The 24,433-nt window shown below is 53.9% G+C and carries 20 protein-coding genes; 15 read left to right on the top strand and 5 right to left on the bottom strand.

Annotated features, from left to right (window positions below; all coding sequences use genetic code 11):
• Window positions 1-75: 75 nt before the first annotated feature.
• A complete protein-coding gene (gene sixA / locus EPIR_RS11910; protein WP_023655662.1) occupies window positions 76-558 on the top strand; it encodes a phosphohistidine phosphatase SixA in 483 nt (160 codons plus the stop codon).
• Between the two features lie 68 nt (window positions 559-626).
• Here the strand turns inward: sixA and smrB are convergent, their stop codons facing one another.
• Window positions 627-1,178: an endonuclease SmrB gene (gene smrB, locus EPIR_RS11905; protein ID WP_023655661.1), complete on the bottom strand. Its 552-nt coding sequence runs from the start codon at window positions 1,176-1,178 to the stop codon at window positions 627-629.
• A gap of 200 nt (window positions 1,179-1,378) precedes the next feature.
• Here smrB and prmB point away from each other — a divergent pair, with 200 nt between their 5' ends.
• From prmB to EPIR_RS11875, 6 genes are all read left to right on the top strand, one after another.
• Window positions 1,379-2,311 carry a 50S ribosomal protein L3 N(5)-glutamine methyltransferase gene (gene prmB / locus EPIR_RS11900; protein WP_023655660.1) on the top strand — a complete coding sequence of 311 codons (933 nt, stop codon included), beginning with the start codon at window positions 1,379-1,381 and terminating at the stop codon, window positions 2,309-2,311.
• Window positions 2,312-2,335: 24 nt separating this feature from the next.
• Window positions 2,336-3,421 (top strand): chorismate synthase, encoded by a 1,086-nt coding sequence (aroC, locus tag EPIR_RS11895; RefSeq protein WP_023655659.1) that lies wholly within the window; start codon window positions 2,336-2,338, stop codon window positions 3,419-3,421.
• 3 nt (window positions 3,422-3,424) lie between these two features.
• Entirely contained in the window at window positions 3,425-4,252 is an 828-nt protein-coding gene (gene mepA / locus EPIR_RS11890) for a penicillin-insensitive murein endopeptidase (protein WP_023655658.1), read from the top strand.
• Window positions 4,253-4,261: 9 nt separating this feature from the next.
• Complete coding sequence (locus tag EPIR_RS11885) at window positions 4,262-5,059, top strand: sulfite exporter TauE/SafE family protein (RefSeq protein WP_023655657.1); 798 nt, start codon at window positions 4,262-4,264, stop codon at window positions 5,057-5,059.
• 88 nt (window positions 5,060-5,147) lie between these two features.
• Window positions 5,148-5,696, top strand: a complete 549-nt coding sequence (locus tag EPIR_RS11880; protein ID WP_023655656.1) for an elongation factor P hydroxylase — start codon at window positions 5,148-5,150, stop codon at window positions 5,694-5,696.
• Between the two features lie 31 nt (window positions 5,697-5,727).
• Window positions 5,728-6,009: a YfcL family protein gene (locus EPIR_RS11875; RefSeq protein WP_023655655.1), complete on the top strand. Its 282-nt coding sequence runs from the start codon at window positions 5,728-5,730 to the stop codon at window positions 6,007-6,009.
• Window positions 6,010-6,157: 148 nt separating this feature from the next.
• Here the strand turns inward: EPIR_RS11875 and mnmC are convergent, their stop codons facing one another.
• A complete protein-coding gene (gene mnmC, locus EPIR_RS11870) occupies window positions 6,158-8,158 on the bottom strand; it encodes a bifunctional tRNA (5-methylaminomethyl-2-thiouridine)(34)-methyltransferase MnmC2/FAD-dependent 5-carboxymethylaminomethyl-2-thiouridine(34) oxidoreductase MnmC1 (RefSeq protein ID WP_023655654.1) in 2,001 nt (666 codons plus the stop codon).
• Window positions 8,159-8,315: 157 nt separating this feature from the next.
• Between mnmC and fabB the strand changes: the two genes are divergently transcribed.
• Together fabB and EPIR_RS11860 are read left to right on the top strand one after the other, a co-directional pair.
• Window positions 8,316-9,539 carry a beta-ketoacyl-ACP synthase I gene (gene fabB / locus EPIR_RS11865; protein ID WP_023655653.1) on the top strand — a complete coding sequence of 408 codons (1,224 nt, stop codon included), beginning with the start codon at window positions 8,316-8,318 and terminating at the stop codon, window positions 9,537-9,539.
• Window positions 9,540-9,958: 419 nt separating this feature from the next.
• Window positions 9,959-11,641, top strand: a complete 1,683-nt coding sequence (locus EPIR_RS11860; protein WP_048697436.1) for a pyridoxal phosphate-dependent decarboxylase family protein — start codon at window positions 9,959-9,961, stop codon at window positions 11,639-11,641.
• Window positions 11,642-11,696: 55 nt separating this feature from the next.
• Here EPIR_RS11860 and pdxR read toward each other — a convergent pair whose 3' ends face one another.
• On the bottom strand, window positions 11,697-13,124 hold the full coding sequence (pdxR, locus tag EPIR_RS11855) for a MocR-like pyridoxine biosynthesis transcription factor PdxR (RefSeq protein WP_023655651.1): 1,428 nt from the start codon (window positions 13,122-13,124) through the stop codon (window positions 11,697-11,699).
• A gap of 90 nt (window positions 13,125-13,214) precedes the next feature.
• Between pdxR and EPIR_RS11850 the strand changes: the two genes are divergently transcribed.
• Entirely contained in the window at window positions 13,215-13,667 is a 453-nt protein-coding gene (locus tag EPIR_RS11850; protein WP_023655650.1) for a rhodanese-like domain-containing protein, read from the top strand.
• 1 nt (window position 13,668) lies between these two features.
• Here the strand turns inward: EPIR_RS11850 and flk are convergent, their stop codons facing one another.
• Both flk and EPIR_RS11840 read right to left on the bottom strand, forming a co-directional pair.
• Window positions 13,669-14,691 (bottom strand): flagella biosynthesis regulator Flk, encoded by a 1,023-nt coding sequence (gene flk, locus EPIR_RS11845; protein WP_023655649.1) that lies wholly within the window; start codon window positions 14,689-14,691, stop codon window positions 13,669-13,671.
• 131 nt (window positions 14,692-14,822) lie between these two features.
• Window positions 14,823-15,734 (bottom strand): DMT family transporter, encoded by a 912-nt coding sequence (locus EPIR_RS11840; RefSeq protein ID WP_048697525.1) that lies wholly within the window; start codon window positions 15,732-15,734, stop codon window positions 14,823-14,825.
• 151 nt (window positions 15,735-15,885) lie between these two features.
• Between EPIR_RS11840 and pdxB the strand changes: the two genes are divergently transcribed.
• From pdxB to EPIR_RS11815, 5 genes are all read left to right on the top strand, one after another.
• Entirely contained in the window at window positions 15,886-17,037 is a 1,152-nt protein-coding gene (pdxB, locus tag EPIR_RS11835) for a 4-phosphoerythronate dehydrogenase PdxB (protein WP_023655647.1), read from the top strand.
• Between the two features lie 110 nt (window positions 17,038-17,147).
• Window positions 17,148-18,158 (top strand): aspartate-semialdehyde dehydrogenase, encoded by a 1,011-nt coding sequence (locus EPIR_RS11830; protein ID WP_023655646.1) that lies wholly within the window; start codon window positions 17,148-17,150, stop codon window positions 18,156-18,158.
• On the top strand, window positions 18,158-18,973 hold the full coding sequence (gene truA, locus EPIR_RS11825; RefSeq protein ID WP_023655645.1) for a tRNA pseudouridine(38-40) synthase TruA: 816 nt from the start codon (window positions 18,158-18,160) through the stop codon (window positions 18,971-18,973). The genes EPIR_RS11830 and truA overlap by 1 nt, the downstream gene beginning before the upstream one ends.
• Window positions 18,974-19,003: 30 nt before the next feature.
• Complete coding sequence (locus tag EPIR_RS11820) at window positions 19,004-19,666, top strand: DedA family protein (protein ID WP_023655644.1); 663 nt, start codon at window positions 19,004-19,006, stop codon at window positions 19,664-19,666.
• 331 nt (window positions 19,667-19,997) lie between these two features.
• Entirely contained in the window at window positions 19,998-24,176 is a 4,179-nt protein-coding gene (locus EPIR_RS11815) for a hypothetical protein (protein ID WP_023655642.1), read from the top strand.
• The last annotated feature ends 257 nt before the right edge of the window (window positions 24,177-24,433 follow it).

Below are 24,433 nucleotides of genomic sequence, written 5' to 3'. Positions count from 1 at the left end.
CACAGCGTTCATTCTCAGAATGAAGAGTCGGATAGCGTTTTCTCCGGCGTTTTTGTTTAACTACAGCGGTGCTATATGCAAGTTTTCATAATGCGTCACGGCGATGCTGCTTTAGAAGCAGTAAGCGACTCGGTCAGACCTTTGACTCACTGCGGCTGTGATGAAACTCGTCAGATGGCGATATGGCTTAACGACCAGGCGGTTGACATCGAGCGGGTGTTAGTCAGCCCTTATCTGCGTGCGCAGCAGACGCTAATCACGGTGCGTGAAGCGCTGCTTCTGCCCGACGGTGAGGATGTACTGCCGGAACTGACGCCAGGCGGTGACCCGAAGCAGGTGGCCTGCTATTTACAGGTGCTGGCGAACGAAGGGGTGAAGTCGGCGCTGGTGATCTCTCACCTGCCGCTGGTGGGCTATCTGGTATCGGAACTTTGCCCACAGGAAACGCCGCCGATGTTTGCTACCTCTGCCATCGCCTGTATTGATTTCAATACCGATAACGCGGCGGGTGAATTGGAATGGCAGGTCTCTCCGGCAAAATTAGCCAAAGCCATGTAATGCAAACGCGAGGGCGCGATCCTTTTCCCGGTCGGCCCTGCGTCAGCCTTCTTTATTAAAATTCCCCGTTACGGTAGCTCCGGCGGTAACCACTCTTCCACTTCAATCAGCACCAGCAGCGCGGCGTCGCCGCCGAACATCTTAGGTGCCTGATGAAAAGCCATCACCCACGGATGTTGTGCCAGCCACAGCGGGGTTTGTTGCTTGAGAATGTGCTTTCCGTGGCCGTGCATCACGCTGGCGCAGAAAATATGTTCGCGGCGGCAGGCGGCAATCAGCGCGCCCAGCTCCTGTTTTGCCTGCTTCTGTGTCAGACCATGCAGGTCGAGAAAAATCTCCGGTGTAAAATCCCCACGGCGCAGTTTTTTCAGCTCGTAGTGGCTGACGTCGCTGCGGACATATCGCACGGCACCTTCACTTGCCAGCAGCGGCTGGAACTCATCGGAAAAATAGTGGCTGGCATCCATCTGCTCCGACAACAGGCGCTTTACCGGCACCTGATTGAATTTTTTGCGCGGCGGTTTGTGGACAATCGTGTCCTGTGCCAGCTGGCGCGTCCCGCTCATTAGCCCGCGAAACAGCGCCTTTTCTTCCGCACTAAGCTTCTCTTTTTTACTCATTTCTGGCGATCGCTACTCTCTGGGGGGCGAATTATCGGATGGCGTCAATGGCCATTCGATCAATTTGATACGGTCAGTCTACCTTTTCCTCCTTTCAGGCTAAAACAAATCTCAGCTTTTTCATCCCCCTGCGCTGAATTATTGTCGGCTTCGTGGCAAACTAGCGCCCGGGTTTAACAGAACGGCCTGCGGAGGGCACCTTGGACAAAATTCTCGTCGATGAAGCAGTCAGTGAACTGCATACTATTCAGGATATGTTGCGCTGGTCGGTCAGTCGCTTTGCTGCCGCTGATATCTGGTACGGCCACGGCACCGATAATCCCTGGGACGAAGCCGTCCAGCTGGTGCTCCCGACCCTCTATTTGCCGCTGGATATCCCGGAAGATATGCGCACCGCGCGCCTTACCCTGAGCGAGCGCCAGCGCATCGTTGAACGCGTGATCCGCCGGGTTAGCGACCGTACTCCAGTGGCTTACCTCACCAATAAGGCCTGGTTCTGCGGCCATGAATTCTATGTCGACGAGCGCGTGCTGGTGCCGCGTTCACCCATTGGCGAACTGATTGAACAACACTTTGCCGGGATCATTAGCCATCAGCCACGACATATTCTGGATATGTGTACCGGCAGCGGCTGCATTGCGATTGCCTGTGCCTGGGCTTTCCCAGAGGCTGAGGTTGACGCAGTGGATATCTCCGACGATGCGCTGGCGGTGACCGAGCAGAATATCAGCGCGCACGGTCTTGAACAGCATGTGACGCCCATTCGCTCCGACCTGTTCCGCGAGTTGCCGAAAACACAGTATGACCTGATTGTCTCCAATCCGCCGTATGTTGATGCTGATGATATGGATGACCTGCCGGACGAGTACCGCCATGAGCCGGAGCTGGGGCTGGCGGCGGGCAATGATGGACTGACGCTGGCGCGGCGTATTCTGGGCTGTGCGGCGGATTACCTGAGCGAACAGGGGGTGCTTGTCTGCGAAGTGGGCAACAGCCTGGTGCACCTTATCGAGCAGTACCCGGATGTTCCATTCACCTGGCTGGAATTTGAAAATGGCGGTGATGGCGTATTTATGCTGACCCGACAGCAGCTTATCGACGCACAGCATCACTTTAACATTTATAAAGACTGAGACTAATTTTCGCGAGGAGCCAGCATGGCGGGTAATACCATTGGACAACTATTTCGGGTCACGACGTTTGGTGAATCCCACGGCATCGCTCTCGGCTGCATCGTTGATGGCGTCCCCCCTGGCATTCCGCTGACCGAGGATGACTTACAGCACGATCTCGATCGCCGTCGCCCTGGCACTTCACGCTACACCACGCCACGCCGTGAGCCGGATCGGGTGAAAATCCTCTCCGGGGTATTCGAAGGACGCACTACTGGAACCAGTATCGGACTGCTGATCGAAAATACCGACCAGCGTTCGCAGGATTACGGTGCGATCAAAGAACTCTACCGTCCTGGCCATGCGGATTACACTTACGACGGTAAATACGGCTTCCGCGATTATCGTGGCGGTGGCCGCTCTTCAGCACGCGAAACGGCAATGCGCGTGGCGGCCGGAGCGATTGCTAAAAAATACCTGGATATGAAGCATGGCATCAAAGTCCGTGGCTATCTGGCGCAGATGGGGGACGTGGTCTGTGAACTGAAAGACTGGCAGCAGGTTGAGCAGAACCCCTTTTTCAGCCCGGATGTGGACAAGCTGGATGCGCTGGACGAACTGATGCGCGCTTTGAAGAAAGAGGGCGACTCCATCGGGGCTAAAGTCACGGTGATGGCGGAAAATGTGCCGGTTGGCCTCGGTGAACCGGTGTTTGACCGTCTCGATGCCGATCTGGCCCATGCGCTAATGAGCATTAACGCGGTGAAGGGCGTTGAAATCGGTGATGGTTTTGCCGTGGTCAACCAGCGTGGCAGCGAGCACCGCGATGAAATACGCGCGAACGGCTTCCAGAGCAATCATGCGGGCGGCATCCTCGGCGGGATCAGCAGCGGCCAAACGGTGACCGCGAACCTGGCAATGAAGCCGACCTCCAGCATCACCGTACCGGGTAAAACCATTACTCGCAGCGGCGAAGAAGTGGAGATGATTACCAAAGGACGTCACGATCCCTGCGTCGGCATTCGCGCGGTGCCCATCGCGGAAGCGATGATGGCCATTGTGTTGATGGATCATCTTCTGCGTAATCGTGCGCAAAATGCCGACGTTCATGTCGATATGCCTCGCGGGTAACAGATGAAGAAGACGCTGACAGCGCTGTGCGCACTGTTGATAAGCGCCACGGTAGCGCAGGCCGCCACGCCGTGGCAGACCATCCGCCAGCCGATTGCAGGTACGCCGCAGTCGATAGGGGAATTTGCCAATGGCTGCATTATCGGGGCGCAGCCGCTGCCGTTGGATGCGGCGGGTTATCAGGTGATGCGCACCGATCAGCGGCGCTTTTTTGGTCATCCCGATTTGATCGCTTTTATCCAGCGTCTCAGTCACCGCAGCCAGCAGCAAAAGCTGGGAGAGGTGCTGGTCGGGGATATGGGGATGGCGGCAGGAGGGCGTTTTAGCAGCGGCCATGCCAGCCATCAGTCCGGCCTTGATGTCGATATCTGGTTGCAGCTGCCGAAACAGCGCTGGAGCCAGCAGATGCTGCTTAAACCCCAGCCGCTGGATCTGGTGACCGCCGACGGAAAAAATGTGGTGGCGCGTCACTGGCAGCCGGAGATCGACAGCCTGATCAAACTGGCGGCACAGGATAACGACGTTACGCGCATTTTCGTTAACCCGGCGATTAAACAGCAGCTGTGTACCGATGCCGGAAGCGATCGCGCCTGGCTGCGCAAGGTACGGCCGTGGTTCCAGCATCGTGCGCATATGCATGTGCGTTTACGCTGTCCGGCGGGCAGTGTGCAGTGTGAAGATCAGCCTGCACCGCCGCCGGGCGACGGCTGCGGCGCTGAACTGCAAAGCTGGTTCGCGCCGCCAAAACCGGGCAGCACACCGCCGGTGAAGCGCGAACCGCCGCCGCTGCCGTCTGCTTGTCAGGCATTGTTGGACACCCATCAACTGTAAGGCGTTTAAATGGAATGGCTTAGCGTTGCGCCGGGTTTATTGTGCGTACTGTTTCTGGTGGCTCTGCTCGCGGGTTTTATCGATTCGATTGCCGGAGGCGGTGGATTACTGACGGTACCCGCTCTGTTGGCAGCGGGGCTTTCTCCTGCCCAGGCACTGGCAACCAATAAACTACAATCGGTTGGCGGATCGTTTTCCGCCAGCCTCTACTTTATCCGCCGTAAAGCGGTAAATTTGCGCGAGCAGTGGCTGAATATTGCCTTGACCTTTATGGGGTCTCTGGTGGGTGCGCTGTTGGTTCAGCATGTGCAGGGCGATGTTCTGCGCCAGCTGTTGCCGCTGCTGGTGATTGCCATCGGACTTTACTTCCTGTTGATGCCGCGCATTGGAGAAGAAGATCGCCAGCGCCGCCTGCATGGCCTGCCGTTTGCCCTGGTGGCCGGTGGCTGTGTGGGTTTTTATGACGGTTTTTTCGGCCCCGGTGCGGGGTCATTCTATGCGCTGGCCTTTGTGACGCTGTGCGGCTATAACCTGGCGAAATCGACCGCGCATGCCAAAGTACTGAATTTTACCTCTAACCTCGGCGGCCTGCTGCTGTTTATGCTGGGCGGCAAAGTGGTGTGGCTGGTCGGGCTGGTGATGCTGGCAGGCCAGGTTTGCGGTGCGCGTCTTGGTGCCAGAATGGTATTAAGTAAAGGCCAGAAGCTGATCCGCCCGATGATTGTGATTGTCTCGGCGGTGATGAGCGCCAAACTGCTGTATGACAGCCACGGTGCAGAGCTGGCCGCCTGGCTGCATGCGCTGTGACTGCCGGGCTTTACCGCAGAATAGTGCTCGAAACGCGGCGGGCAAAATGCGACAATTGCGCGTTTTTTTACTTTAACGACAGACGGCTATGAGCACGCAACATCACTACCAGGACCTGATCGACATCTTCGATCGCTGCTTTATGGATGAATTCCAGACCCGCCTGATTAAAGGCGACGATGAGCCGATCTATCTTCCGGCGGATGACAGTTCTCCGTGGCATCGGGTGGTGTTTGCCCACGGCTATTATGCCAGCGGGCTGCATGAAATTTCCCACTGGTGCATTGCCGGTGAGGCGCGTCGTAAGCTGGTGGATTTTGGCTACTGGTACTGCCCGGACGGCCGCGATGCGGCGACCCAGGGGCAGTTTGAATCGGTCGAAATTAAACCTCAGGCGCTGGAATGGTTGTTGAGTGTTGCCGCCGGTTTTGCCTTCAACGTCAGTTGTGACAACCTTGAAGGTGACTGCGAGCCGGATCGTATCGCGTTTCAGCGTAAGGTTCATGCCCAGGTGATGGCGTATCTGCAAAAGGGCATTCCTCCTCGCCCGGCGCGCTTGATTGCTGAACTTCGCTCGTTTTACTCAACTCCACCGCTGACGGCGGCACAGTTTTCCTGGCCGGAAGATCTGTGTTAAGCGCGGAGCGAATCGTTTACAGAGGAAATTTATGATCGATGAATTCGAGGCGCGCATTCTGGGCCTGATTGATGACATGGTGGATCACGCCAGTGATGACGAGCTTTTCGCGGGCGGCTATCTGCGTGGTCACTTAACGCTTGCGGTCGCCGAGCTGGAGCTGACCGGCGAACATACCCCGGAAGCGTTGCAGATTGAGGTACAAAGAAGCCTGCAAAACGCCATCCAGGCCGGGGAACTGTCACCGCGTGACCAGGCGCTGGTGATCGGCATGTGGGACAACCTGTTCCTGCAAGCGCGTAAGGCGTCTTAATTCTCACCCGATCCGCTGCCAGCGATCGCCCGTGTAGGATACAAAAATGCCCCTTAACCAGCCTGGGGCATTTTCTTGCTGTTTTAAGTTATTTCTGGCGCTTCAGTTAAGTGAATTTGTGGTCTGTAGCGCTCATGCGCAAAGAATGTCAGTTCAGCGCCCTGCCTTTTATCAACCTGCGTATCCAAAAGCGATTAGGGCTGGTGGCTGCCAGCGTGGCGCGATCCAGCGGGAGCGGTTCCGCGCATAGCTGGGCCGCCAGCACCTCCGCCGCCAGCGGGGCGCTACACAGTCCGCGCGCACCCAACGCGCCCAGCACAAACAGCCCCTTATGCACAGGCGCAGACTGAGCCTGCCGTTTCTGCTGCGCCAGGTCGGCATACTGTTCAAGCGTGGCCGCGTAGTCCGGCAATGCGCCGATCATCGGCAGATGGTCGCGGGTGGCGGCACGCACGGCGCAGCGCGCCTCTGCGCCGCTGACGTCGATCTGCCCAGGCCACTCTGCTGTTGGCAGGCAACGCATCAGCCGCTCGCGGTTCTCCTGCTGGTCGTTGGCACAATAGTCGGTGCTGGCGTTGCCACGGTGATAGCTGGCTCCGATACAGTGCTGCTGAAATTGAGCACTGACCGGGGTGAGATAGCCGTCATAGCACAGCACCTGTTTCAGCGCTGCCAGCGTATCATTGGTCGGCACATGGCTCACCTGTCCGCCTACCGCATTGACGGGCAGTTTCTCACTCTGTGCAAATGCCGTCAGAAGATGACCGGTGGCCAGCACCAAATTGCGGTGAGTGGTGGCAGGCTGCGTGGTAAAGCTCAGCTGCCAGCCGTCTGCCTGTGGCGCAAGCTGAGCGATGTCATGCTGCCAGTTCAATTTTGCCCCTTGCTGTTCGGCCAGCTGCCACAGGGCGCGGGTGAGTTCGGCGGGAGAGAGCCAGCCGCCCAGCGGATAGGTTATGCCACCGCAGCCGGTTTCCACGCCGCACAGCGCTTCGGCTTCTTCTGTGGTAACAGCCGCCGCCAGCGTGTCTGGCAGATCCATTTGCAGCATCTTACTGATTTTTTCAGCGCTCTTTTCATCCCATGCCAGCTGGGTCACACCACACCACTGGTGTTCAAACGTCACGTCCAGCTGGTCATAAAACCGGCGTGCAAAGGTGAATGCGGCGGGGAAAAAGATCGCCAGCGCCGGGTCATGCTGGTTAAGCAACGGATATAACGCCCCCTGTCGATTGCCGGAAGCCCCCTGCGCCGGACTGGCGTCAGCACAGTAGAGCGTCACCTTTTTACCGCGCCGCAGCAGTGCCAGCGCCAGCAATACACTGGCAATACCGCCCCCGGCGATGGCGATATCATCACCTTCAGCAGCGGGGCGTGCGTACCACGGCGTATGAGCTTGGGTGTTGACAGGCTCCGGCAATCGGCCTGTCAGCATCTCACGTTTCTCCCCGAAGCCTTTACGTTTGCTCATCTCAAACCCGGCCTGTTGCAGGCCACGCCGCACAAATCCGGCGGCGGTAAAGGTGGCCAGCGTCGCGCCGGGGCGCGCCAGCCGTGCCATGCAGTCAAACAGCTCCGCAGTCCACATCTCCGGGTTTTTTGCGGGCGCAAAGCCGTCCAGCAGCCAGGCGTCGACCTGCCGATCCATCGTGTCATCAAAAGTGCGAATAAGTTGGTTAACATCACCAAACCACAGATCGAGCGTCACGCGCCCGCCATCCAGCAGCAAACGGTGACAGCCCGGCAGCGCGACAGGCCACTGTTGGTGCAGCTGGTGGGCCAGAGATGCCAACTCGGGCCAGCTGGCGTGGGCGGCTGCCAGATCGCTGGCACTAAGAGGAAACTTTTCACAGCTAATAAAGTGCAAACGTTGAAGCGGGGCATCCGGCTGCTGTTGATGAAAGTCGTTAAATGCCTGCCAGAGTGCGAGAAAATTCAGCCCGGTGCCAAATCCTGTTTCGGCAGCCACAAACAGGCTACGCGGATGGGTAGAAAAGCGATCGGGCAGGCCATTGCCGGCGAGAAACACGTGCAGCGTCTCTTTAAGACCATTTTGGTTAGAAAAATAGACGTCATCAAATGCTCGGGATACAGGTGTACCACGTTCATTCCAGCTTAGCTCAGCGTACTCTATTGGGGCTGTTTTCACGGCAAAGGCTCACGGATCAGGCAGTGGCAAGATTTTAACGATGAGATTGGTCCTACGCAAATTTACACAGTTAATATGCTGATCGGACTTGTTCGGCGTACAACTGTAAGCTAAAGTGCCTCTCGAATCCTAATAGAAGAAGTGGAAGAGGTATTGAATGAAACGTGCTGTGATTACTGGCTTAGGGATCGTTTCCAGTATTGGTAATAACCAGGAAGAGGTTCTGGCATCCTTGCGTGCAGGGCGCTCCGGTATTACCTTCTCGCAGGAACTGAAAGATTCCGGCATGCGTAGTCACGTCTGGGGTAACGTTAAGTTATCCAAAGAAGACATCTCAGCGCGAATCGATCGCAAAATGCTGCGTTTTATGAGCGATGCGTCTGTTTATGCTTTCCTTTCCATGCAGCAAGCGGTGCAAGACTCCGGTCTGACCGACGAGCAGTACCAGAACAACCCACGTGTGGGGCTGGTCGCTGGTTCCGGCGGCGGTTCGCCGTTCTACCAGGCGGCCAGCGTTGATGGCATGCGCGCTAAAGGCCTGCGTGGCGTGGGGCCGTATATGGTCACCAAAGCGATGGCATCCGGCGTTTCAGCCTGTCTGGCAACACCGTTCAAAATCCACGGCGTTAACTACTCCATCAGTTCTGCCTGTGCGACATCTGCACACTGTATCGGCAACGCCGTTGAACAGATTCAGCTGGGCAAACAGGACATCGTTTTTGCTGGCGGCGGCGAAGAGCTGTGCTGGGAGATGTCATGTGAGTTCGATGCGATGGGCGCACTCTCGACCAAATACAATGAAACCCCGGAAAAGGCTTCCCGCACCTATGACACCGCACGCGATGGTTTCGTCATTGCCGGTGGCGGCGGCATGGTGGTGGTTGAAGAGCTGGAGCACGCGCTGGCGCGCGGCGCACATATCTATGCTGAGATCGTGGGCTATGGTGCGACCTCTGACGGCGCGGATATGGTGGCACCATCAGGTGAAGGTGCAATGCGCTGTATGCGTATGGCGATGGAAGGCGTAGACACGCCAATCGACTACCTGAATACTCACGGCACCTCAACACCGGTGGGTGATGTGAAAGAACTGGGCGCTATCCGTGCCGTATTCCCGGAAAAAACGCCAGCGATGTCAGCCACTAAAGCAATGACCGGTCACTCACTGGGTGCTGCTGGCGTGCAGGAAGCGATCTACTCACTGTTGATGCTGGAGCACGGTTTCGTGGCACCAAGTATCAATATTGATGAGCTGGATCCGGCTGCGGAAGGCCTTGATATCGTGACTCAGCCTGTTGAGCGCCAGCTGACCACCGTGATGTCTAACAGCTTCGGCTTTGGTGGCACCAATGCCACTCTGGTAATGCGCAAGCTGGCATAACCGATTCAGGGGGCGAACCTATCGCCCCCTGTTCTCATTCCGCTCTACTGATCCCAACTCCTGCACGCCAACCTGATAATCTCCCCGTTTTGCTTATTTCTATCTCTTTGCGATGACGATTGCATTAAAGCTGATTAAAAAGCATAAGAAAATATTAACCTTAATAGTTAAATGGATTTAAGGTATCATCACGTTATTATTCTTTTGAGGTATGACGTTTTGACTTCTTTCGCTAAATATTTCCCAGCTTCTGCATGCCATCTTTGCGCCTGGCATCAGGCTCCACAAGCAGGCAACACGTCATAGCCTGAAAATTATCAGCCCGCCGCAGGACGGGATAAACGGATACTGTTACCTCACTCTTCGCACTGATGCACCCGCCACTCTTTTCACCAGATAAACGGAATTATGCCCCCAGTATGCTACAGCACCTTGTAAAACAGCCTTTATCAGCCGAATCAGAAACCTTACAGGCAGTGATCGACTTCACGCAGGATTTAGCCCGTCATGTACAGGAGCACGCGCGCGCCGCCCAGTCGAGGCTACCTGAACTGGATTTTGCCCCCGCAGGGCTTGCCAGACCTGGCCCAAAGTACCCGGCGCGAACCTTCTCTTGGCTGGAAGAACTTGAAGGCGAGTTGGGAGATAGCCCGGCCGAAGATGGCGAGCTGTTCGACGAGGTCGCTCGCTACTTTGAGGGCGCGATCCGCCCTCAGTCGCGCCATTCCCTGTTTAACATGGTTCCGGCACCGAGCAGGGAGGCAACGGCGGCTGCATGGCTAACAACCGCCTACAATATCAATAGCCTGATGGACGTATTCGGCGGCCAGTCGCTGCTTATTGAACAAAAGGTGGCCCGCTGTATCGGGCGGTGGGCTGGCTGGCCGCAGGCGATGGGCATATCCTGTAGCGGTGGCAAACTCACCATTATGTACGCCATTAAATCAGCGCTGAGCCGCCTCGACCCGGGATCGTTACGCACGGGGCTGCCGGGCGATACGGTGATTTTGTGCAGCGAAGGCTCACATTACTGCGTGGAGCACGCCGCCAGCCTGCTGGGACTGGGTTCAGACAACTGCCTGCGCGTGCCCGGTAACGGCAGCGGCCGCATGTGCGGCACGGCGTTGCTGCGCATCCTCAAGCAACAGCACGATCGGGGGCGTCGGGTTGCCGCTATTGTCTGCTGCGGCGGAACCACCATTAATTTCAACTGTGAAGATACGCGGCAGATAGGTGACATTGTCGACGTATTCATGCGTGAGCGTAATGTCAAGCAGCGCCCCTGGCTGCATTTAGACAGCGTCATCGGCTGGCTGTATCTGAGCCTTAACCCGGTGGGTCAAAAGCCGCAGCTACAGGCTGTGGACGACCCGCGTAGCAGAAAGCGTATTGCCGAAGTGGGGCAACGCCTACAGGGTTTAGACGGGTTTGATTCACTCGGCGTCGACTTTCACAAAGATGGCCTGTGCCCGTATGCCAGCAGCTTCTTTGTCGGTCGGGAGCGACATTTTATGGACCTGCTCGGTGACGGTCATTATCACTACGACGAAACCGATTTTCAGTCGGGGAAATTTCGCGCCTATCGCTATACTTTTGAAAACTCGCGCTCAGGTCAGGGGATCCTCGCCGCCTGGATCAACCTTCGCCGCCTGGGTCGCGCTGGCTACGCAGATTATCTCGTCAGTCTGCATCAGGCACGCAATTCGCTGGTTGAGGCGCTGGAGCGTCACGGTCTGTTCCGTGTGCTTAACCATGCAAGTCTTGGTTGGGAAGTGGTCTTTGAAGCGCCGTTTGACCCTGAACTGATCGACCGGGTAGGAACTCACCAGGATCTTGCTGCGGGATTTATGCAGGCGTGTTGGGATCGGGTTAATGCGGGCTACGATCTCCCGCTGTTCAGTATCATACCCGGCTATCAGATTGATAATGATGCTAAATCGGTCACCACGGCTTTTCTTCTGTATCCCATGCGCCAACGCGAGGAGAGCGAGTGGGATGAAACGGTGGCGCTGATCGCAGCACAGTTTGACAACTTCCAGGCTCGCCTGCGCGCGCAGCCCCTTGAGTCAGTTACCGGAGAGTTTGAAAAGCCCATTCGCTAATCCGGGCCGCCAGGTTTAACGCCGACACCGGCGCATTTTTCTGTCTGCGGCGGCGTTAATAGCTTAACCGGGCGAGCTTATTGACGGCATCTATCAGCTCCGCAGGTTGCAGTGCCGAAAACCCGAGCATCCAGCCTTCACACGCAGGCTGCTGGCGATACAGTGGCGACAGGCGTGGCAGCAGCAAATCATGCTGTAACGCCTGCTGTGTCAGCCTCTGTTCGCCGCCCCCGGGCAGAGCCACCGTTAGCTGTAATCCGCCCTGATGCGGAAACAGACTGAGACGATGTGGCAGTTTGTTATTTAGCTCGTTAATCAACAAGTTGCGGCGACTGGCATACAGCTGGCGCATCAAACGCAGATGGGCAGCAAAGTGACCATGCTGGATAAAGTCGGCGGTTACGGCCTGCATCAGCTGGGCGCTGTGGCCGTCCATCAGACTGCGCAGGCGGCGTAACGGGTCGACCAGGGCATCAGGTACAACCAGATAGGCCAGTCGCAGAGAAGGGAACAGAACTTTGGAAAAGGTGCCAACGTACAGTACCCTGGCCCGCTCCTCCAGCCCTTGCAGGGCTGGCAGGGGGCGTCCGTCATAGTGGAATTCGCTATCGTAATCATCTTCAATCAGCCAGCACTGTGAGCGACGGGCGAAGTCAAGCCACGCCAGCCGTCGTTGGCCACTGAGCGTGCTGCCGGTGGGATACTGGTGAGAAGGCGTCAGATAAACCAGACGCGGTGCGGCATCATGGCCAATGATTGCCCCCTGTTCATCGGTGGCAAGGGTACAAACCTCAGCACCGGCGCTGTGGAAGGCGTGATAAGCGCCCCGATAGCCCGGATCTTCCAGCCACACCCGGTCGCCCCGATCGCAGAGTAGCAGGGCAATCATCTGTAGCGCCTGCTGCGAACTGGTGACGATCACCACCTGGTCTGCCGTACAGCGCACCCCGCGTGACTGGCCGAGGTAGTGCGCCACCGCTTGGCGCAGAACCGGTAGCCCCAACGGATCGCCGTAGCCCATCAGCGACTCACCGCCCGCAGTTAAACGCTGCTGCGTCAGACGCCGCCACAGGCGTTGTGGAAAAGCACGCAGGTCGGGAGAACCGGCGGCAAACGCCCGGGGAAACGGCGGGTCGTCACAGCCGCCTGCTGCGATAATCTGCCGTCCGCGCGTTGATAACACCGGTACTGGCGCGGGCAGGTTGCGGTGCACTGTGCGATCGGCAAAGGGGGCGACAAACGTTCCCTTGCCGCTATGGCGCAACAAATAGCCTTCGCTCTCAAGCTGACTATAGGCAGCTTCAATGGTCACGCGCGACAGGGCAAGATCGCTGGCCAGCAGGCGCGATGACGGCAGGCGCGTTTCTGCGGGTAAGATACCGCTGGCGATGGCCTGGCGTAGCATCGAGCAGACCCGGTCACGCAGCGTGGCGGCGGACTGGCTATTGAACAAGGCGAGAAACGGGACGGTAGTGAGTGCCATATGGGTCTTATCTGTTGGCTTAAATGGGTCTTAATATTAAGACCTGTCCAGCTTATGATAGCAAGACACCCTATTGATCAGGAGTTTATTATGAGTCACCTTTCGGCTGTCTTACAATTTCCCCCTCCTTCTCCACGGCAAAGTGAGATATGGCTGGCGGAAAAGCTGGCTTACTATGCGGATGCCTGGGATGTGGCGCAGGATTTGGCAAACGGCGTGGCGGAAATTGTGGTGATTGATACACGCTCACCGCAGCATTATCGCGCCGGGCATATTTGCGCTGCCATCAGTTTTCCTCATCGCACCATGAATGCCGACAGCCTGGCGGCGCTGGATCGTGACAAAGTTTATGTCACCTACTGTGACGGCATCGGCTGCAACGGCTCAACCCGGGGAGCGTGGAAGCTGGCGGCGGCAGGATTTAAGGTGAAGGAACTGATTGGCGGGCTGGATTTCTGGCGGCGCGACCAGCATCCGGTAATGACCGGGGATGAGTCGGGCAGCTGGCCTGATGTCACCACGCTGCCCGACTGCGGCTGCTAAATTACAGCAGCATCCACAGCACCAGACCGATCAGGATAAGGGTAACAAAGGCGGCTAACACCGGGCGTTTAGCCAGTGGCTGCAATACGGTCGGCAGCGCACCCCAGACGGGCATGGCAATCGGTTTCGGGTTGAGGTTGCTGTCGGCAACGGGTTGCTCCAGCAGTCGCTCGGCGCGGCGGCTGAACAACAGATTTAACAGATCCTGCACCTGTGCTGCGCTGAGCGGCATCTGCGGCGTGGCGTTAAAACGATGCTGGCTGTAATCCTCCAACAACCGTTGTTCGCCGCTATCCAGCGGCTGCTTCAGCGTGGCGGTGAGTTGTGACAGCGTTGTTGATACGTGTTGCGTCATCGTCTGGCTGGCCTGGAGATACTGGTTCAACAGCGGGAATAAGCGCGCTGGGATCGGGTCGCCGCTGTGCAGATTGACCACTTTCAGCAGCGATGCCCACAGCTTGACCGGCTGTTCTCCGGTGGCAGCGGCGAGACGCGAGATCTGTTGGTTAAGGGCGTGATGTTCCGCTGGCAGCAGGGTGCGGTCGGTCGCGAGGCCTTGCTGCGGCTGAGGAATGGCCATCTGGCCATTTTGCAACATGGTCAGGACCTGGCGTAGCTGGTCCGGGTTAAGCGAACTGAGCACCGTATGACCAAACTGCTGACGGATGAAATCACTGACGGCCTGGCGGTTATTGCCGGTAGGCAGCAGCTCACTTAGCTGTTGCTGCAGCTGGCGCGTGGCGTGGCTATCCTGCACCTGTGCCAGACGGACATTGAGAAACTGTTCGGCCTGAGGAAAGTGACGCGCCTGGAGTCCGGCATCATTTTTTACACCTATATCATGGCGCAGCCCGGCCCACAGTTCGGCAGATTTTAGCGAGCTAAGCGACATGATTTTTACTATCAATCGTTCCAGCGTGGTGCGTTGTGCCGGCGTTAACGGCTGATTGCCCGCGCCGGATTGGGCATCGATCGCCGGGCGATCGCCGGGTAGGGGCGCACCAGGGCCGCTTATAGGTTGCATGGCGAAGTCCTTCAGTCAGAGTCAACGTCCGGGGGCGCCGGCGTAAAAGGTAATCGGCTATGATAACAATCCCGCCCGGCGATAGGTAGAGGAAGGGTGCGCATTCACCCCATTTGACGCGATTTATTTCATCATTCTGGTGATTTATTGCCGGGCGTACAAGGTGACTTGCGTCCAGTCAATGGCGTGCGCAGTCGCTGCGCCAGAATGACCCCCGCCAGGGCGATACCCCCACCGATAAAATGATAGCTGTGCAGCGTCTCATGCAGAAAGCTTACCGCAATCACGGCGGTAAAAATGGGTACCAGGTTCATATAAATGCTGGTGCTGCTTGCTCCGAGGCGCATCACGCCCTGGATCCACAGGAAGGGCGCAACGATCGACGCTGGGATAGCGGCAAATAACACCAGGGGAAGGTTATGGGCATTGAGCGAGACATCGGTGGCCAGCAGGAAATTGGGGATCAATAACAGCACGCCAAATAAAATCTGCATCCACAGACTCTGCCAGTTAGGCAGCGGAATGGCCCAGCGTCTGGTCAGCACGCCATATAAAGCATAGGAGGTTGATGCCGTAAACATCATAATTTCTCCTTTACCCAGTCCCTGTGTCAGTATCCGTGCCGGGTCCCCCTGGCTGACCAGCCACACCAGCCCACTGAATGACAGCAGGCTGCCGAGCAAGATCCCCAGCGTCGGTGCCAGGCGCATCACCACCATGCTCAGCAGTACGGTGAGCAGCGGGATCAGGGCGGCAATAATCCCCATAAACAGCGCGCTGACACTGTGTGCCGCGTAGTAAGCCAGGCTCTGGTACATCACCATGCCTAACAATCCGAGCACCAACAGTTTCCACCATAATTGCTTAATTTGCTGGCGATGACGCCAGACGCCGGGTAGGGCAAAAGGGGCTAATACCAGCAGCGCCACCAGCCAGCGGTAAAAGGAGATCGCCGCAGGATCGATAGCCGTTGCGGAGAGCTTGCTGACGATGGCATTGACTGACCAGATCAGCACAGCCAGTAGCGGAAAAAGGAAATTCATCAGGGTGTGCTCAGACAGGAAAAAAGTAGGGGGTAGTTTATACGGCACGGCGGTAAATAACATGCGTTGATTGTGGAAGTCGTGAGTCGACTGCGGGAGATGATGAAGATGCCTCATCCGTCCTGCTTTATGGCAGAATACCCCATCCTGAATGAGCTGGAATCCTATTGTGAAAATCCTCGTTGATGAAAATATGCCTTATGCTCGTGAGCTGTTTAGTCGTACTGGTGATGTGGTGGCAGTGCCCGGTCGGCCGATCCCGCAGGAGCAGCTGGATGATGCCGATGGCCTGATGGTACGTTCGGTGACTCTGGTAGACGCCGGGCTGTTGAAAGATAAACCGGTAAAATTCGTCGGTACGGCAACCGCAGGAACCGACCATATCGACGAGTCATTCCTGCAACAGCAGGGCATTGCTTTCTCTGCGGCACCCGGCTGCAATGCTATCGCGGTGGTGGAATATGTTTTTTCAGCCCTGCTGCTGCTGGCCGAGCGCGACGGATTTCAGCTGACCGATCGTACCATTGGTATTGTCGGCGTGGGCAATGTCGGCGGTCGTCTACAGGCGCGGCTTGAGGCGTTGGGCATCCGTACCCTGCTGTGCGATCCCCCGCGTGCCGAACGCGGCGATGATGGAACATTTTTACCGCTGTCGCAGCTGGTGGCAGAAGCGGACGTGCTCACCTTCCATACCCCGCTATTTAAGGATGGGCCATATCAGACCCGGCATATGGTGGATGAAGCGCTGCTGCAAAACCTGAAGCCGGGAACCATCCTGATTAACGCCTGCCGTGGCGCGGTGGTGGATAATGCGGCTCTGCTGAAGGTGCTGGAGCAGCGTGACGATCTCAGCGTCGTGCTGGATGTCTGGGAGCCAGAACCGGATCTGTCGCTGCCGCTGTTGGCACAAGTCGATATCGCCACCGCCCATATTGCCGGTTATACCCTTGAGGGCAAAGCGCGCGGCACGACCCAGGTGTTTGAAGCCTGGACACAATTTATCGGGCAGCCACAGCAGGTGGCGCTGAATACGCTGTTGCCCGCACCGGAGTTTGGCAGCATCACCCTGAGCGGTGAACTGGATCAGGCAACGCTGAAACGTCTGGTGCATCTGGTGTATGATGTGCGCCGCGACGATGCACCGCTGCGGCGCGGCGCGGCTATTGCCGGTGAGTTTGACCGTCTGCGCAAGAATTATCAGGAGCGCCGGGAGTGGTCCTCATTACGGGTTGAATGCGATAATGCGGCAACGGCTGCGCTGCTGAACAGGCTGGGTTTTAACGCGGTTCATGTCGTGCGCTAATTGACTTGGTCGTATTTGTATCACCCCCGTCTACCACGGGAAAAATCTGAATCTTCGGGCGGTGAACTCACCGCCCTTCATTTTTATGTCATTGTCTGGAGTAAACCAACATGTCTGACGGCTGGAATATCGCTATCCTCGGAGCGACAGGCGCAGTAGGGGGAGCTTTACTGGAATTGCTGGCAGAACGCCAGTTCCCGGTTGGTGAGCTGTACGCGCTGGCAAGCGAACGCAGTGCGGGTGAAGTTCTGCGTTATCAGGGCAAATCACTGCGCGTGAGCAATGTGGCGGAATTTGACTGGTCACAGGCCCAGCTGGCGTTCTTCGTCGCCGGGCGTGATGCCTCCGCGCTCTATGCAGAAGAAGCGGCGAATGCCGGTTGCCTGGTTATCGACAGCAGCGATCTGTTCGCCCTGGAGCCGGATGTGCCGCTGGTAGTGCCAGACGTCAATCCGCAGGTGCTGGCGGACTATCGCAATCGTAATATCGTCAGCGTGGCTGCGGCATTAACCAGCCAGCTGCTATGTGCCATTAAGCCGCTGGTCGAGCAGGCCGGACTGGGCCGCTTACAGGTGACTAACCTGCTGGCTGCCTCATCGCACGGCAAAGTGGCGGTAGACTCACTGGCCGGAGAGAGTGCGCGTTTGCTCAATGGCCTGCCGGCAGAAGAGGGCTATTTCGGCCGGCAACTGGCGTTTAACCTGTTGCCACTACTGGCGGACGGCGAAGGCAGCGTAGCACAAGAGCGCCAGCTGGTTGAGCAGGTGCGTAAGGTGTTGCAGGATGAAGGTTTGCCGATTGCGGTCAGCAGCGTGCAGGCCCCGGTGTTTTACGGCAATGGACAGATTGTCCATATTGAAAACCTGCGCCCGCTTTCTGCGGAAGAAGCGCGTGAAGCGCTGGCCCAAGGGGAAGGTATCAATTTGACGGAAGAAGATAACTTCCCAACCCAGGTGGGGGATGCCTCTGGCAGCGATCATCTGAGCATCGGCTGTGTGCGTAACGACTACGGTATCCCTGAACTGCTGCAATTCTGGTCAGTGGCGGATAACGTGCGCTTTGGCGGGGCGTTGATGGCGGTGAAAACTGCCGAGAAGCTGGTGCAGGAGTATTTCTACTGATGTCCGGCATCGATGTGCTACAGCCGACGGTAAAACTGGCGCTGGGCATTGAATATGATGGCAGCCGTTACTACGGCTGGCAGCGGCAGAATGAAGTGCGCAGCGTGCAGGAAAAACTGGAAAAAGCGTTGGCGAAAGTCGCCGATTGCCCGGTCAATGTCTTCTGTGCCGGGCGCACGGATGCCGGCGTTCATGGAACGGGCCAGGTGGTTCATTTCGAGACCACCGCGCAGCGTAAAGACGCTGCGTGGACGCTGGGCGTGAATGCCAATTTGCCAGCAGATATCGCCGTGCGCTGGGTCAAAGCGGTACCGGATGAGTTCCATGCCCGCTTTAGTGCTACCGCCCGGCGCTATCGCTATATTATCTATAACCAGCGCCTGCGCCCGGCCATTCTCGCTGGCGGCGTCACGCATTTTTATCATCCATTAGACGTGGAAAAAATGCAGCGTGCCGGGCAGTGCCTGCTTGGAGAAAATAATTTTACGTCATTTCGCGCCGTACAGTGCCAGTCGCGCACGCCAATGCGTAATGTGATGCATCTGAACGTCAGCCGTCACGGTGCCTATGTGGTGGTTGATATTAAGGCCAACGCGTTTGTGCATCATATGGTGCGCAATATCGTCGGCAGTCTGATGGAAATTGGCTGCGGTAATCAGCCCGAGGGCTGGATGCGTGAGCTGTTGGACGCGAAGGATCGCAAGCTGGCTGCGGCAACGGCGCGTGCCGAAGGGCTGTATCTGGTCGCTGTGGATTATCCTGCCAGCTATGAATTACCCAGCCCACCGATGGGGCCGCTGTTCCTCGGTGATTAATATTGGTTTGCCTTATTCAAGGAATCCCGTATGGATTTAGTTCGTTTTGTTGTCGACTTTATTCTGCATATTGATGTTCACCTCGCGGAGCTGGTGTCACAGTATGGTATTTGGATCTATGCCATTTTGTTTTTGATCTTGTTTTGCGAAACCGGCCTGGTGGTTACCCCTTTCCTGCCGGGGGATTCCCTGCTGTTTGTTGCCGGAGCGCTGGCAGCGCTGCCGGGCAACGACCTTAACGTACATACAATGGTTGCGCTGATGGTGGTTGCCGCGATACTCGGCGATGCGCTGAATTACACAATTGGAAAACAGTTCGGGGTCAGGCTGTTCAGCAATCCTGACTCGAAAATTTTCCGCCGCAGCTATCTGGATAAAACCCACGCGTTTTATGACAAGCACGGCGGTAAAACCATTATCCTCGCGCGCTTTGTGCCAATCGTGCGTACCTTCGCGCCTTTTGTGGCGGGTATGGGCAAAATGTCCTATCGCCATTTTGCCCTGTATAACGTGTCGGGTGGCCTGCTGTGGGTGCTGCTGTTTACCTATGCCGGCTATTTCTTTGGCAATCTCCCGGCGGTGCAGGAAAACCTTAAACTACTGATCGTCGCCATTATCCTGCTGTCAATTCTGCCTGGGGTGATTGAAGTGTGGCGTCAACGCCGTGCGGCCCGTCAGAACAGGGTAGGCTAACCCGAACGGCTGCTGCTATCGGTGATAAGCCCTACTGAATCAAAGCAGGCCATTCCGTCAGGGACGGCCTGCTTAAATAAGATCATTTCTGCCGAATCAGGCAAAACTCCACCTCTCTGAAAAATTCTCTGCGTTATATCGCTTCTCTTAAGTGAGTTAATCCTGCCGTTCTCTTTGAGCGCTTGCCGCACGACAGCCAGTATTTAATGCCGACTATCAGACTAAAAGTGTTTTTAGATATTATTTATCTTAAGGATCGTCTTAATTGTAGGGCTGCGCCGAACGTAAACTGCCTTGATTCTGACAGAGGTTATATTAGAGGAGCCTTATCATGCTTGAAACGTCAGCCCCACCCGAAAATCACCATCCCACCATAAATACGCCTCTTAATGAAAAAGAAACGAAGCTGATAACAGAAAAAGCATTAATGGCTGAACATATTATTTCCGTATCAGAAAGTACTAATACTCTGCTTTTGGGTTGTGATGCCCCCACCTCACGGCCGCAGGCAGGTGTGCTTAGTCGTTTTAGCAAATTTCTCTCTTCAGCAGGTTGGCAAATTAATCCCAGGGATGAGGGAGAGACGGAGATGTCAGAGATCAGGGATACGGGAAGAGAGCTGCGCCAGCTGGCAGAAAATTGTGCCTTGCAGAGTGATGCCAACCACAGAGAATCTTCTCCTTCAGCACTCAGTTTAACAAGCAAGGTTGGGCTGTTGATAGGAGCCGGTCTGTTGGCAGGTACCGGCGGAAGTCTGGCCTACCGGCGCATCTGGGCAACAGACTGCAACGATAACAGCACGACCCTGAATCGTGCGGAGGTTTTCCCTTTATTTAATCAACATGATGCACAAATGGCTAATCGCTCGGCGGATAATTATGCCGGTCAACATGTCATCCAGGGCGAACCTTTACCGCAACCCGCAGCCAGAGCCTTGCCACGCGGTTTAAGGATCAGCAAGCAGCCTGAACGCGATGATGTAAAAAAAATAGCTATCGCCGATTTGATTTGCTATGAAACCGTGGGGGTGGGGAGAATGGTACATAGGAGAATCGCCCCTTGTAAAAACAGTCTGCCTGACTTTGCGCAACACAAACCCAGGTCAAAGCCACCGAGAAAGTATTATTATACGAATAATCAACCTGATATATGCAGTTCGACTCAGTTTGAAGCACAATGTCAAAATTTTCATCATGCGCAAAAGAATAAAAATAAGGTGTTTAATCGTGTCGTACTGAATGTGGGAAAAATAAGATGCTTGTGCCCCCCTCCTGTAGGCGAAAAAGTTGAAATAATTTCACCGCACAAATCAAGTGAGAAAATAAATAAAGTTAAAGGGGGGGGTAAAACGTCAGACAGACCGAATGTATCATTTGCTTATACTAATGCCACGATGGCGGTTCAAACCGAAATGAGTATTTATCCCGTGTCTGAAGTTAATAACACGACGATAAGTACCCTTTTTGAAGAGGTGAAAATAGAAAGATTATTCGATTTTTCATGTATTGATGAGCGTGAGAATATTTCATGGTCTGATATTATCAGGCAGGTAGGGAAAACCCTGGCCTCTCCAATAAGAACGCTGGGTGATGAATCCCTTATTATTCACTATCACAATACTCTTGGACAGGGCTGCCCACCAAACCAGACAACTGAGCGAGTCGACCAGATAAACGGTAAAATTGATTCCGTGACCACGCAAATACTGACTTTATTACCAGGGTCGCAGGTGGTTGCCGTTGCCCAACTCATCGTTGCTCCTGCATTGCAGGTGCTTGCAGATGATTTATCGGGAAGATCCGTAAATCTACAAAGTATTGCAGGTATCAATCAGCAATTAATGTTTATGATAAGGCAAACCATCCCTACGCTCTCTGGAACAGAGATGGTTTCTCTTTACGAAAATTCTATGCAAGAGAAAGGACAGAAAGGTGTAGCAACCGGAGACCCCGTAAAAAGGTTTATATTGAAGGATAAAAAATTAGCCGTGGAGATAAATGGTAAATCTTACTCTTATCATAGACGGAAAACAGGTGAGTCTTATATATATGATGGGGATGATACGCGGGTTATTGCCTATAATAAGTCAAAGTTCCAATGGGATTTTATTAGTAAAGATAAAGAGTTAATTTATTCATCGTACAATGTTAATTACAGCAAGGCTTTTGGCATTCCAATAAATAAGTTTGTAAAAAACAGAGATTCATTGTTGCGAGCCGATAATGAAAATACGGATATTATTAGCCTTAACAGTAAGGATGGGGGAGTGTCAGAGTATGTTCTCATCAGGGGTTATTTGGTGTCGATAGAGCAGTATGATTTTTTCGATAGCACGACAAGCGTTGCTATTTCACCTAAGAGAAAGGAGATGAGTATTCTGCTATCAACAGAATATGGTTGGGTGTTTGAAGAAGAGTCTACCCTGGTTGATGAGAATCTGGATGTTTTGCTTGGCAGCAATGGGAATGGAAAAACCATTACTCACGATAATCTATTTAGCAATATAATGAATGATGGCTTTAGCTATGATCAAACAGGGAAGTTTTATCTTAAATACAAGCAAAAATATTACGAATCCTGTCAGCCATTTAGTAATATTTACAATATTGTTGATAGGCCAGAGAGTTTGTTTTTCAAAGAGAACGGTATTTTTAAGCTAAGAAACTCACCTGACATTATCTTTGGTTACAGAAATTTGGAAGTAGGTTTCCCTGACCTTGAACCCATAACAGGGACTTCACTACGTATTGAAGAAGATGCGTATAATTTTCTTTGCTTACATGGAAAAGTTGCCGATACTATTCCGGTGAGAAAAATTGGTCACGGGGTCTACGTTGATGGAAAAGGGAAAATGCTGTTCACCGTAAATAATAAGCATTTTTCCGTATCTAGCTACACGAAGGATTATGTTGTCATCCATCATGAAATCGACATGACCAGTGAAAACGACATAGGTCTTTTTTTAAGTAGTGATATTTATCTCAGAGAACGAGAAGCCATTAAAGATAATATTCTTAACTACATTGAGATTGATCATTGTGATTTGAAACGCTCTCCGGGGATAGCGCCAGGCTGTACTCCATGCGTTATCACCGAGAGCTTAGATACATTGCTTAAACATAATATTGAATTGGGTCATGCAAGTAAAAAGACCATTTTAACTACCAAGCTAGTTCAATATAAAATGCCGGAATTTCCAGGTTTGTTTGTCAACCCAGAAAAAAACAAGTACTACTATCTCCATGATGGGCATTTCTTCAGCGCTGAAATTATTTCTTCTGACAGCAAGGATAATGCTGCCAGCAGAGCTATGGTGCGTATTTTCACAAAAGGAGATATTTTCAGGCGTAAAAAGGACATTGCTAATATCGTTTTCGATAGTAGAGACGGGAGGATCGAATTAAAAACCCAAGTTGATTTTTTGGCCGAAAAACTGGGGGTGAGAAAAGGAGCGGTTAACAGTTATTTGAATAACAGAATTTATAACAGTATTGGGAGTCTGGATACGATTAAAAATGTTGTAGACCAGGTGTTAATGTCCAAGCGGTTTCTTATGCCTAACCTGCGAGAGAAATATATTCCCTACATCGATGATGAAAACGTCAAAGATCTCATTGCAAAGCATTTTTATTCATCCCGAATCAGGTCTAGTGAAAACACCGTGGAACTTTCCGAAGTTAAAAGGGTAACCGATTCGTATCCACTCTATTTACGTGGTGCGAAAACAAACGTTGAAAATGCTGTCAATCATCTCAATGTTGAGGTCATTCCAGCTGTTATTAAAGAGTTGAGTAACTTCAGTCAGAATTGTGAAAATTATCTTCGTATAGTAATGGATACAGATAATGTCGAATTTCTGCGAAGTTTTGCTCTTAACATCAAAAAATGTCTTGTCAGGATACAAGCCGCTTTGAAACTCAACAAAATCCGTTTAGCCAGTTTGGTTAAGGAGCCGCTAACCGATCATATGTTACCGGGTGACGAAATTGTTCATCATCGGCCCATTCTTACCGAAGAAGAAAGGCAGTTCGGAACGCTGGCTTTTACGCTACTTGATAGAAGTGGAAGGATCTATATCAATGCCGATAAACTCTATTTTGTTGACCCTACACATCCCGATCAAACCATGAGGGAGGATCCTGTTATAACCCTGAGCAGTACCCTGTTACATGAGGCCTCACACGTCGGGATGATGGCCAGCGATATTGTCTACTTTCCCCTGGAGAACGGGGATATTATACCGGTGCTGGATGCCAAAGATGATATGATCGAAAAAATCAGGGTGGGTAAAATTGTTGAAAAGAACGATTTTAATGAATTGAATAAGCAGTATCTTAGCCGTATATCTTTGTACCGTGGACGGATGGAGCAACTTATGGAGTCTGAAAACCTCGCTTATCTCGCCTCACACGATCCGGGCTATTTAGCACATCTGTTTCTGAATACCGCAGACGGCATCGCTCTTCTGACGCGAGATATCTATCAGAACAGACAGGTAAAAAATGACTAACTGCGGCAATGTTGGCGCTATTTCACACATAAACTTTCTGCACTCCCTTTCCCCAAATTATCCCCGTAATACACATCCTTAAACGGGATGTATAGATTCATATCTCTCTCATTTATTATCAGAGACTGCATCCGCAGGGGAGGTAAGAGATCAGCATGGAAATTTCCCTTAAATGCGACGGTCTTCCTCATTGACGAATGTGTAGCGAAGTGCCGTGTTTTGTGGTGTAATAACGCCTAATTCTCAGGCGATAATCT

The organism is Erwinia piriflorinigrans CFBP 5888, from assembly GCF_001050515.1.
GTDB lineage: Bacteria > Pseudomonadota > Gammaproteobacteria > Enterobacterales > Enterobacteriaceae > Erwinia > Erwinia piriflorinigrans.
The sequence above is the reverse complement of the archived record's forward strand: the minus strand, read 5'-3'. Positions and strand labels throughout refer to the sequence as shown.

What these genes read in the sequence shown, in the direction of transcription:
- sixA (WP_023655662.1), top strand. Translation starts at nt 76, where the DNA reads ATGCAAGTTTTCATAATGCGTCACGGCGATGCTGCTTTAGAAGCAGTA.
- smrB (WP_023655661.1), bottom strand. Translation starts at nt 1,178, where the DNA reads ATGAGTAAAAAAGAGAAGCTTAGTGCGGAAGAAAAGGCGCTGTTTCGC.
- aroC (WP_023655659.1), top strand. Translation starts at nt 2,336, where the DNA reads ATGGCGGGTAATACCATTGGACAACTATTTCGGGTCACGACGTTTGGT.
- mepA (WP_023655658.1), top strand. Translation starts at nt 3,425, where the DNA reads ATGAAGAAGACGCTGACAGCGCTGTGCGCACTGTTGATAAGCGCCACG.
- EPIR_RS11885 (WP_023655657.1), top strand. Translation starts at nt 4,262, where the DNA reads ATGGAATGGCTTAGCGTTGCGCCGGGTTTATTGTGCGTACTGTTTCTG.
- EPIR_RS11880 (WP_023655656.1), top strand. Translation starts at nt 5,148, where the DNA reads ATGAGCACGCAACATCACTACCAGGACCTGATCGACATCTTCGATCGC.
- EPIR_RS11875 (WP_023655655.1), top strand. Translation starts at nt 5,728, where the DNA reads ATGATCGATGAATTCGAGGCGCGCATTCTGGGCCTGATTGATGACATG.
- fabB (WP_023655653.1), top strand. Translation starts at nt 8,316, where the DNA reads ATGAAACGTGCTGTGATTACTGGCTTAGGGATCGTTTCCAGTATTGGT.
- EPIR_RS11860 (WP_048697436.1), top strand. Translation starts at nt 9,959, where the DNA reads ATGCTACAGCACCTTGTAAAACAGCCTTTATCAGCCGAATCAGAAACC.
- pdxR (WP_023655651.1), bottom strand. Translation starts at nt 13,124, where the DNA reads ATGGCACTCACTACCGTCCCGTTTCTCGCCTTGTTCAATAGCCAGTCC.
- EPIR_RS11850 (WP_023655650.1), top strand. Translation starts at nt 13,215, where the DNA reads ATGAGTCACCTTTCGGCTGTCTTACAATTTCCCCCTCCTTCTCCACGG.
- flk (WP_023655649.1), bottom strand. Translation starts at nt 14,691, where the DNA reads ATGCAACCTATAAGCGGCCCTGGTGCGCCCCTACCCGGCGATCGCCCG.
- EPIR_RS11840 (WP_048697525.1), bottom strand. Translation starts at nt 15,734, where the DNA reads ATGAATTTCCTTTTTCCGCTACTGGCTGTGCTGATCTGGTCAGTCAAT.
- pdxB (WP_023655647.1), top strand. Translation starts at nt 15,886, where the DNA reads ATGAGCTGGAATCCTATTGTGAAAATCCTCGTTGATGAAAATATGCCT.
- EPIR_RS11830 (WP_023655646.1), top strand. Translation starts at nt 17,148, where the DNA reads ATGTCTGACGGCTGGAATATCGCTATCCTCGGAGCGACAGGCGCAGTA.
- truA (WP_023655645.1), top strand. Translation starts at nt 18,158, where the DNA reads ATGTCCGGCATCGATGTGCTACAGCCGACGGTAAAACTGGCGCTGGGC.
- EPIR_RS11820 (WP_023655644.1), top strand. Translation starts at nt 19,004, where the DNA reads ATGGATTTAGTTCGTTTTGTTGTCGACTTTATTCTGCATATTGATGTT.
- EPIR_RS11815 (WP_023655642.1), top strand. Translation starts at nt 19,998, where the DNA reads ATGCTTGAAACGTCAGCCCCACCCGAAAATCACCATCCCACCATAAAT.